We start from the raw sequence: 9,083 nt of genomic DNA on the forward strand, positions 1-9,083 counted from the left end.
CAGGAACAACCGAAGACAAGCACCCCGGCCCCCCGCAACGCCCCGCTCGCGGCTCCCCTCGCCACCGCACCCCATGCAAACGCACCCCTCGTCACCCCTGCAGGGCCGGCCCCCACACCCCGCACCCTCCACGTACCGCACCTGGGAGAATCCGGCCAAGAGGCGACCCAGTGCACGATCATGGTCAGCTCCCAGGTGCGGAAGCGCTTCGCCGCCTACCAGCTCGCCCAGAAGCTCAGCACCGGACACGAACCCACCAACGCGGTGGTCGTCCGACGAGCCGTCCTGCACGCGAAGAAGCACGACCTCTTCGCCACTCTCCTGGAATCGGTACGGCACCGACAGCAACCCGTCCAGGACGCGGACTTCGACCCGGACAACATCTTCGGCGACGTACCGGCCCGCAGGACCGAGCGGGGAGCGGTCAAGGACGGACGCCAGCAGTCCTTCCGCCCCTCCAAACAGGAGCTCGCCGTCATCGACGGCTTCACCACGGCGTACGGCTTCCCCAACCGGAGCGACTTCCTCAACGGCGCCCTCGACGCCTTCCTCCCGGCCCTCCCCGAGGGACGGGGCCGCTCCCGCTGACGGAACGGGGGAGTGGTCCCGCAGGTGTGGGGTGTTAACGCCGTTAATACCCCACACCCACCCGCCTAGGATGCCTTCATGGAACTCCGCCCCATGCCCCGCATGAACAGAAACGTTTCCGTCATCGGCCTCGGCACCTGGCAGCTCGGCGCAGACTGGGGGGACGTCCACGAGAAGGACGCCCTCGCCGTCCTCGACTCCGCCGTCGACTCCGGAGTCACCTTCTTCGACACCGCGGACGTCTACGGCGACGGCCGCAGCGAACAGCTCATCGGCCGCTTCCTAAAGGAGCGCCCCGACGCGGACGTCTTCGTCGCGACCAAGATGGGCCGCCGGGAGGACCAGGTCCCGGAGAACTACTCTGCGACGAACTTCCGCCTGTGGAACGACCGTTCGCGCCGGAACCTCGGCGTGGACACCCTGGACCTGGTCCAGCTGCACTGCCCTCCCAGCTCGGTCTACTCCACGGACGCCGTCTTCGACGCCCTGGACGAGCTCGTCGCGGAGCAGCGCATCGCGGCCTACGGCGTCAGCGTGGAGACCTGCGCGGAGGCCCTCACCGCGATCGCCCGTCCGGGAACGGCCAGCGTGCAGATCATCCTGAACCCCTTCCGCCTGAAGCCGCTGGAGGAAGTCCTCCCGGCGGCAGCCGAGGCCGGCGTCGCGGTGATCGCCCGTGTCCCCCTCGCCTCCGGACTCCTGACGGGCAAGTACACCCGGGAGACGGTCTTCGCCGACGACGACCACCGCACGTACAACCGGCACGGGGAGGCGTTCGACCAGGGTGAGACGTTCTCGGGCGTCGACTTCGCAACGGGGATCGAGGCGGCCGCCGAGTTCGCCGAACTGACAGCACCCGACTCCACGCCGGCCCGGACCGCGCTCCGCTGGATCACGCAGCAGCCCGGTGTCACGACCGTCATTCCCGGTGCCCGCTCGCCCGAACAGGCCCGCACCAACGCGGCCGCCGCGACCGACAGCCCGCTGACGGGGGAGACCCTTGTCGCCGTACGCGATCTCTACGACCGCCGGATCCGCGCCCAGGTGCACCACCGCTGGTGACCCGAAGGACTGCCTTCCGCGCGGGAGGAGGACCCGAGGAAAAGACTCCCAGCGGGCGCGGCACCACCGCTCCGCCCCCTTCAGTCCCTCGAACCGAAGACCCTCCACACGGTGAAGTCATCCTCCTTGAGTCCCTTCGGTCCCTTCGGACCCCGTAGGGGTTTCCCCCGAGGCGTTCCCTAGGGGAACCCCTACGGACAAACCCGTAAGGGGCGCACGAAACACCCGAGCTCTCCGTACAGGCATGACGGCCCGTGACCGGCGCGGGGCGTTGGGCGGCGGCGGGGACTCGAAGTGCGGGGACCGAGCCCTTCAGTCCCTCCCTTTCGGTCCCTCAGTCCCTCCGGCGGGAAAAAGCAGGTCACAGGCTTGTGGCCCGGCGGCGGCGCTCCGATCCAGGGACCGAAAGGGACTGAAGGGACTCAACATCGCAGTATCCAGGCCAATTGTGTGCGCGCGTGTATGCACGCGTGTGTATAAGGCAACTATCTCTCTGGAGCGCTCATAACTGGGATTTTCAGTCCCTTCGGTCCCTTTCAGTCCCTCTTCGGTCCCTTGACCGGCCACCGAAAAGCCCCTGACCTGGGCTTTTGCTCGGAGGGACTGAACAGGGACCGAAGAGGGACCGAACTTCACAGGCCCTCAGTCCCGGTCCCGACCCCTTCAGTCCCTCGGAGACCCACCCGCGCCACCGGCCGGCCCCGCCCGCTTCGGGTCCCTCGCGATGGCCCCGTCTGCCGACCCCCCGAAGGGACTCAAGGGACTGAAGAACTGATACAACGGCAGTTCGCCCCCGGCATCGGGCCTGCCTTGCGCTACGCTCACCACCGCAAGGGAAAGTTCAGTCCCTTCAGTCCCTGTCACAGGTCCCGAAGCGGTCCTGATCAGTACGTTCTCCGACGGGGACCGAAGCAGGACCCCCAACCCGGACAAGGACGACCGCGTGCCCGCCCATGGTGACGACAGCGCCACCGCCCCCTCAGGGGCGGTGCGGGCCCACGACGTTGCCCGCTGGTGCGCTGCCCAGGGGTGGCCCGTCCACCCGCTGGCACCGGGCCGCAAGACGCCGGCCGCCAACTGCCCCGCCTGCCGGGAGCCCGGGCACCAGGCCGAGGACTGCCCCTGCCGGGCCGCCGGCCGCTGGTGCCACGGCTTCCGTGCCGCCACCACGGATCCGGGCCTGATCGACGCCTGGTGGGGCGCACAGCCCTCCCTCGGCGTCGGCGTCGCCTGCGGGCCCGCCGACCTCGTCGTCCTGGACGTCGACGCCCACAGCGCGGACGTCCCGTCCCGGGACCGTCTGCTGCCGGGCATCCCGATCCACGAGAAGGTCGACCTGACGGGTCTCGCTTCCGGGTACGACACGCTCGCCCTGCTGGCCGCGTACCTCGGCGAGACCGACCCCGCCGAGGACGGGACCACGCTGCGGGTCCGCACCCCGTCGGGAGGCCTGCACATCTGGTACCGGAACCCGGACCCCGGGACCCGCTACCGCTCGTCCACCGGCTCCGGCCCCAGGACCGCGCTCGCCTGGCAGGTCGACGTCCGCGCGGACCACGGCTACATCGTCGCCCCCGCCAACCGCGTGCCCAAGGGCACCTACAGCCCCGTCGGCGACGTCAGGCTGCCCGCCCCGCTGCCCGCCTGGCTCGCCCGCGAACTCGCCCGCACGGGCCACGTCCTGACCGCCCCCCAGTCCACCGCCACCCCGCCCCCGACCGCCCCACAGCCTTCAAACGCCCCACAGGGCGCGTACGGGCCGTTTTCCCCCACCTCCCGCCCCTCGGGGCCGAGAAGAGCTCCGAGGGCCGCAGAACGGCTCCTGGGGCCTCTCCTGGCCGAGGTCGAGGCCTGCGCCGCCGTGCCGGAGGGCGCGAGCTTCACCGAGAAGCTCAACCGGGCCGCCTACACCGCCGGCGGTGTGGTCGCCGCCGGACACCTGACCGAGCGCCAGGCAAGGGCTCTGCTCGACGAGGCGGCCCGGACCGCGCGTCCGCACCAGCTCCGCCGCAGTGCCACCATCATCGAGTCCGCCCTCGCCGCAGGTGCCACCCGACCGTTCCATCCCCAAGGACGCCCATGAGCAGCGCCGAGAGCACGAGCTTCGACGCCACCGCCGCCGCTCAGCAGATGCTCGCCTTCCCCGTCGCCGACGCCGCACCCGCCGACCGCAAGCCCGGCGCCCTGCCCGCCCAGCAGGCCGGGGCCCCGGGCCAGCTCATCGTTAACGAGTCCGCCCACGAACCCGGTCTGCTGCCGCGCATGCTCACCGACCGGGGCAACGCCAAGCTCTTCGCCCAGCTCTACGCCGACCAGTTCCGCCACGTCGAAGGGCTCGGCTGGTACTCCTGGGACCAGTACCGCTGGAAGCGCGCCGGCGGCGAGAAGGCCGCCCTGTGGGCCGCCGGCGACATGGCCGAGCAGATGCCCGCCACCGACCCTCGCGGCTTCTTCACCGACCGCGAGCTGTACGCCCACCGCAAGCGCACCATGTCCACCCCCGGCATGAAGGCCCTCCTCACCCAGGCCAAGGCCTCCCCGGCGCTCACCCTCGACCCCGACGTCCTCGACGGCGACGCCTACGCCCTGTGCACCCCCGAGGGCGTCGTCGACCTGCACACGGGCGACATGCACAAGCCCGACCCGGTCAAGGACATGCACTCCCGGGCCACCAGCGTCGGACCCCAGAACATCCCCACCCCCCGCTGGTACCGCTTCCTGCGCGACACCTTCGGCGACGACGACAAGGGCGAGGAGACGATCCGCTTCCTCCACCTGCTGCTCGGCTACTCGATCACCGGCGACGTCGGCGCGCAGGTCCTGCCGTTCCTCTTCGGCGCGGGCGCCAACGGCAAGTCCGTGCTGCTCGACGTGATGATCCAGATCCTGGGCGACTACGCGGACGCCGCGCCGCCCGGATTTCTCATGGAGAAGGGCAAGTTCTCCGAGCACTCCACGGAGCTCACCGAGCTGCACGGCCGCCGCATCATGGTCTGCAGCGAGCTGAAGCCGAACGACAAGTTCGACGAGTCCCGGGTCAAGCTGCTGACCGGCGGCGACCGCATCAAGGCCCGGCGGATGCGCCAGGACTACTTCTCGTTCGCCCCGACCCACAAGCTCTGGCTGCTCGGCAACCACCGCCCCGAGGTCGGCACCGGCGGGCACGCGTTCTGGCGCCGCATCCGGCTGATCCCCTTCGAACGGGTCGTGCCGAACTCGCGCAAGATCGACAACCTGGCCTTCGAGCTCGTCCGCGACGAGGGGCCCGGCATCCTGCACTGGCTCATCGAGGGCGCCATGCAGTACCTGGAGAGCCGCGACCCGCTGACCGGCCCCGACTCCGTCCGCAACGCCACCGAGGCGTACGAGACGACCGAGGACCACATCGGGCGGTTCATCAAGGAGTGCTGCACCCACCGCCCCGAGGCGGCCTCGGAGTGCCGCGTCGAACAGGGTCTGCTTTACGCGACGTACGCGAGCTGGTGCCACGCGGGGGAGGGGATCAGGCCCGCCACGTCGCGTTCCTTCGCCGCCCGCATCCGCCAGGAACTGGGCCTTGCCTCACCCGCCGACATGCTCAAGTCCAGCGGCAAGAAGTACTACCCCGGCCTCGGCCTGCTGGCCGATGACGAGGACTCCGCGCCCCCGGCGGCCCCATGAGGCCCGGGCCCGCACTGTGCCGCAGCCCGGAACCGCCTTACGATGGGGCCGGACCCACGGAGCACTCAGACCACCAGGACCCGCCGTCGGGAACCACCCGGACGTCGGCGGCCGACCGAAGCACCTTCCGGGGCGGACGACACGAGGAGAGGCCGCAGCCATGAGCTCGCTACTGAACGAGAGCGATCTCGCCCACGAGAACGCGGTGGTGTGGCTGGAAAGCCCCGACAACCTGGACTACGTACGGCAGGCCCTCGACAAGACCCCCCGCCGCCGCGGCAAGCCCCGCTACGCCCGTGACGGCCGCCTGGTCGGCTACACCGAGCTCGACGAGCACGCCGAGGCCGACCCCGACAGCGGTCTGCACAAGCGCCGGGTCTTCTTCCTGCTGCCCCACGACCGCGACACCGCCCCGACCGGCTACTACGCCACGGGCGCTCCCGGCGAGGCGGTCGACCCGCGGACCATCGACCCCCAGAAGGTCGGCGAGAAGACACCCCGCTCCCAGCAGGGCTCCGCCGCGGCCATAGCACTGCCCTGACCCGCGCCGGAAAGCCCCGGACGTCGAAAAAGGCCGCTACCGGTGACGGTACGCGGCCTGCGGCATGCGAGGACGTGAACAAAGGGCGGGGAGCGCGGCACGGGGGCCTGGCCGACGGGCCGCGGTGACCCGCGGGGCTGGATCCAGGACCCCCGCCGCAACGTCCGGTGAAGAGGCGGGAGGAACGCCGCTCCACCGGACCGTCCGGGGTGGTCAGCCGTTGTCGACGCCGTTGGCCGACAGGACCGGGATGTCGTTGAGAATGTGCGACAGCGGCTCGTCGCCCTTGGCCTGGGTCGAGTTCTCGACGCACTGCTGGTTCTGCGGCGCGCTGAGGATCGGGATGTCCTGGACCGAGATCGGCACGACGCCGACGAGGGAACCGAGGTTGGCCTTGGCCGGGAGGCCGATGCAGGGCTTGTTGAACGAGCCCTGGATGAGCGCGAACTGCGGGCTCATGTCGCCGTGCGTCGACGAGTTGCCGTACGACTGCAGGGCCCCGTTGCCGCTGAAGGACGTGGTGCCGCCGTCGTCGCCGAGCGCCGCCGCCTGGGGGGCGACCATCGCCGCGGCGCCCAGGACGGAGGCGGCCATGGCGGAGGTGGCGAACAGCTTGTTCATGGTGTTCCCTTTCGGTTCCCGACCCCAGGACACTGGAGCCGCACTGACAACTGCCGCGACAGCGAATAGGTTTCGTCATTCCATCCGGACGGGTCGCGGATTTCTGCTCCCGCCGGTCCGGACGGGTGCTGAATCGATTCAGCCGCAGCTCAGCTTCGATCCCGGAACGGGAACGTGTGTACCGAATCCGGGAACACGGTTCGGATCCGCACCCGCATTCCTCGGCAGCGGTCGGTCGGCCGCCAGGTTCGAGAACATCTCGCCGGCCGCCCGCTCGTCCCATTGGAGGGTCGAACCGGTGCCGTTCTTGTTGTCGTTGTAACCGCTCACCGGCACGATCGCGAATTCGACCTGCTGCGGTTTCAGGGAACGCAACCGGTAAGCCAGGTCCAGGATCTCACCCGACGTCATCTCCGGCCCGACCGGAGCCGGGGCAGCGATCAGCGAAGCGAAACCGGTGAGTGCGCCGCGCCCCTTCGCGACCCGCTTGCGCACCTCCTCGCCCAGCGCGAGCAGGAAACGCTGCTGACGCTGGATGCGGCCGAGGTCGGCGCGTGTGTCGACGTGCCGGGAGCGGACGTACTGGAGCGCGGGCCCGCCGTTCAGACGGTGCCGGCCGGGGGCGAGGTCGAGGGCCGTGACCTTGTCCTTCAGCGGCTTCTCGGTGCAGACCGGAACCCCGCCGAGATCGTCGACGCCGTCCATGAACCGCCGGAAGTCGACCTGCATCGCACGGTCGACGTCGAGCCCGGTCATGCTCTGCACGGTCCGGACCGACAGCTCCGAACCGCCGTCGCGGAACGCCGCGTTGATCTTCGAGGGGCGTTCGGGCAGCACCTCGCCCGAGTTCTTGTGCGGCCCTTCGGGAACCACCGCGTACGAGTCGCGGGGAATTCCGACGACGCTCACGCGGTCATTGCGCGCGGAGACGTGGACCAGCATCAAGGTGTCGGTGCAATCGCACGCGACACCGCCGAGACGGAATGTCCGCCGCTCCTTCTCCGTGATCGTGTCGCGGCCGTCGGTCCCCATCAAAAGGATATTGAGGCCGTCCTCGGGGGCGGGCAGACTGCGCAGAGTTCCACCCGGTTCCAGCAGAACCGAAGAGGCGTCGGAGGCCTGGACGAGAACGGCGCTCACGGTGAGCGTGAGCGCGCCGACCAGAATTCTCCGGGATGTGGGAATTGCCATGTGCACCGCCGTGTCAACGGGAACAGAACGAGTGCACATTAGACGCCGGGCGTCGAGAGGACGGGAATGCCGATTTCGCGGCGCGTTTCCGATGTCTGCCGACGGCGACCGCACGGCGAGCGGGTGGTCGCGCGGCGGGTCCGGGCCGCGGAGACGAAGGCGGGGCGACCGTAGCCGGCCGCCCCGTCCCTCCGCGGGACTCAGCCGTTGTCGACGCCGTTGGCCGACAGGACCGGGATGTCGTTGAGAATGTGCGACAGCGGCTCGTCGCCCTTGGCCTGGGTCGAGTTCTCGACGCACTGCTGGTTCTGCGGGGCCGACAGGATCGGGATGTCCTGGACGGCGACCGGCACCAGGAGACCGACCAGCGAACCGGCGTTGACCTTGGCCGGCAGGCCGACGCAGGGCTTGTTCAGCGAGCCCTGGACGAGACCGAGCTGCGGGCTCAAGTCACCGTGCGTCGAGGAGTTGCCGTACTCCTGGACGGCGCCGTTGCCGCTGAGGGAGGTGGTGCCGCCGTCGTCGCCGAGCGCCATCGCCGTCGGCGCGGCGGCCATCGCCAGACCGAGGACCGAGGCGGACGTGGCGGCGATGCGCATGGACTTGTTCATGGTGTCTTCCCTTGGAGATCGGAACTTCGCTCCTCCCAGGAGCGCGCTGCCCAACGGGCCGCCGATCAGGAGGTTGCGAGGTCTCACCGCAATGGGCGAGCGCACGAGGGGGGCGCAGGGCCGACCGCCCGTTGGGCCGGACGGATGAACCCGCCCCGGATCGTGTTTGAGCCCACAACGCCCGCTGGCCTGGGCCGTTTACAAGGCGCATCCGGTCGGACGGCCGGTGACGAAAGGGAATGAACTGTGATCAAGAAGCTGATGGCGGCCACCGCGGTCTCCGTCTCGATGCTCGGCGCCACCGTCGCCGCCGCCCCCGCGGCCCTGGCCCTCGGTGACGACGACGGGACCACCTCGCTCAGCGGCAACGGTGCGGTCACGGAGATCGGCAACTCCTCGACGGAGGGCGACCAGAGCCCGCAGCTCGGCCTCGTCCAGGGCTCGCTCAACAAGCCCTGCATCGGTCTCCCGGTCAAGGCCAACCTCGGTTCCCTCGTCGGCGTCGTGCCGATCGCCGTCCAGGACATCCCGGTCCTCTCGGCCCCGCAGAACCAGCAGTGCACCGAGAACTCGACCCAGGCCAAGGGCGACGAGCCGCTGTCCCACATCATCGAGGACATCCCGGTGCTGTCGGCCAACGGTGTCGGCAACGGCTGAGCCGAGGCCCACCACCCCCTCGACCGTGGCGGCGTGAGCGGCGCGATCGGATGAGGGCCGGGGGCCGGCTACGGTCGCCCCGCCTTCGTCTCCGCGGCCCGGACCCGCCGCGCGACCACCCGCTCGCCGTGCGGTCGCCGTCGGCAGACATC

Annotated in this window: 9 protein-coding genes; 6 read left to right on the plus strand and 3 right to left on the minus strand. The window is 70.2% G+C overall.

Annotation, left to right across the window (positions count from 1 at the left end):
• Window positions 1–180 precede the first annotated feature (180 nt).
• The 5 genes from ACFWEG_RS07565 (at window position 181) to ACFWEG_RS07585 (ending at window position 5,851) form a co-directional block, all read left to right on the plus strand.
• Window positions 181–588 carry a hypothetical protein gene (locus ACFWEG_RS07565; protein WP_387210277.1) on the plus strand — a complete coding sequence of 136 codons (408 nt, stop codon included), beginning with the start codon at window positions 181–183 and terminating at the stop codon, window positions 586–588.
• Between the two features lie 93 nt (window positions 589–681).
• On the plus strand, window positions 682–1,650 hold the full coding sequence (locus ACFWEG_RS07570) for an aldo/keto reductase (protein ID WP_387210290.1): 969 nt from the start codon (window positions 682–684) through the stop codon (window positions 1,648–1,650).
• Window positions 1,651–2,593: 943 nt separating this feature from the next.
• Complete coding sequence (locus tag ACFWEG_RS07575) at window positions 2,594–3,733, plus strand: bifunctional DNA primase/polymerase (RefSeq protein WP_387210279.1); 1,140 nt, start codon at window positions 2,594–2,596, stop codon at window positions 3,731–3,733.
• Complete coding sequence (locus ACFWEG_RS07580) at window positions 3,730–5,310, plus strand: phage/plasmid primase, P4 family (protein ID WP_387210281.1); 1,581 nt, start codon at window positions 3,730–3,732, stop codon at window positions 5,308–5,310. The genes ACFWEG_RS07575 and ACFWEG_RS07580 overlap by 4 nt, the downstream gene beginning before the upstream one ends.
• Window positions 5,311–5,470: 160 nt before the next feature.
• Window positions 5,471–5,851 carry a DUF6009 family protein gene (locus tag ACFWEG_RS07585; protein WP_387210282.1) on the plus strand — a complete coding sequence of 127 codons (381 nt, stop codon included), beginning with the start codon at window positions 5,471–5,473 and terminating at the stop codon, window positions 5,849–5,851.
• Between the two features lie 213 nt (window positions 5,852–6,064).
• Here ACFWEG_RS07585 and ACFWEG_RS07590 read toward each other — a convergent pair whose 3' ends face one another.
• The 3 genes from ACFWEG_RS07590 to ACFWEG_RS07600 form a co-directional block, all read right to left on the minus strand.
• Complete coding sequence (locus ACFWEG_RS07590) at window positions 6,065–6,472, minus strand: rodlin (protein ID WP_387210284.1); 408 nt, start codon at window positions 6,470–6,472, stop codon at window positions 6,065–6,067.
• A 138-nt stretch (window positions 6,473–6,610) separates the two neighbouring features.
• Window positions 6,611–7,663 carry an LCP family protein gene (locus ACFWEG_RS07595; RefSeq protein ID WP_387210286.1) on the minus strand — a complete coding sequence of 351 codons (1,053 nt, stop codon included), beginning with the start codon at window positions 7,661–7,663 and terminating at the stop codon, window positions 6,611–6,613.
• A gap of 200 nt (window positions 7,664–7,863) precedes the next feature.
• Window positions 7,864–8,274, minus strand: a complete 411-nt coding sequence (locus tag ACFWEG_RS07600; protein ID WP_387210288.1) for a rodlin — start codon at window positions 8,272–8,274, stop codon at window positions 7,864–7,866.
• Window positions 8,275–8,523: 249 nt separating this feature from the next.
• On the opposite strand from ACFWEG_RS07600, the gene ACFWEG_RS07605 reads away from it, so the two are divergent.
• Window positions 8,524–8,931 carry a rodlin gene (locus ACFWEG_RS07605; protein ID WP_387210292.1) on the plus strand — a complete coding sequence of 136 codons (408 nt, stop codon included), beginning with the start codon at window positions 8,524–8,526 and terminating at the stop codon, window positions 8,929–8,931.
• The last annotated feature ends 152 nt before the right edge of the window (window positions 8,932–9,083 follow it).

Origin of the sequence: Streptomyces sp. NPDC060194 (assembly GCF_042728285.1) — a bacterium.
GTDB lineage: Bacteria > Actinomycetota > Actinomycetes > Streptomycetales > Streptomycetaceae > Streptomyces.

Bases quoted from the DNA above. Each gene is read 5' to 3' on its own strand.
- ACFWEG_RS07590 (WP_387210284.1), bottom strand. From the start codon at position 6,472: ATGAACAAGCTGTTCGCCACCTCCGCCATGGCCGCCTCCGTCCTGGGC.
- ACFWEG_RS07585 (WP_387210282.1), top strand. From the start codon at position 5,471: ATGAGCTCGCTACTGAACGAGAGCGATCTCGCCCACGAGAACGCGGTG.
- ACFWEG_RS07570 (WP_387210290.1), top strand. From the start codon at position 682: ATGCCCCGCATGAACAGAAACGTTTCCGTCATCGGCCTCGGCACCTGG.
- ACFWEG_RS07565 (WP_387210277.1), top strand. From the start codon at position 181: ATGGTCAGCTCCCAGGTGCGGAAGCGCTTCGCCGCCTACCAGCTCGCC.
- ACFWEG_RS07595 (WP_387210286.1), bottom strand. From the start codon at position 7,663: ATGGCAATTCCCACATCCCGGAGAATTCTGGTCGGCGCGCTCACGCTC.
- ACFWEG_RS07600 (WP_387210288.1), bottom strand. From the start codon at position 8,274: ATGAACAAGTCCATGCGCATCGCCGCCACGTCCGCCTCGGTCCTCGGT.
- ACFWEG_RS07580 (WP_387210281.1), top strand. From the start codon at position 3,730: ATGAGCAGCGCCGAGAGCACGAGCTTCGACGCCACCGCCGCCGCTCAG.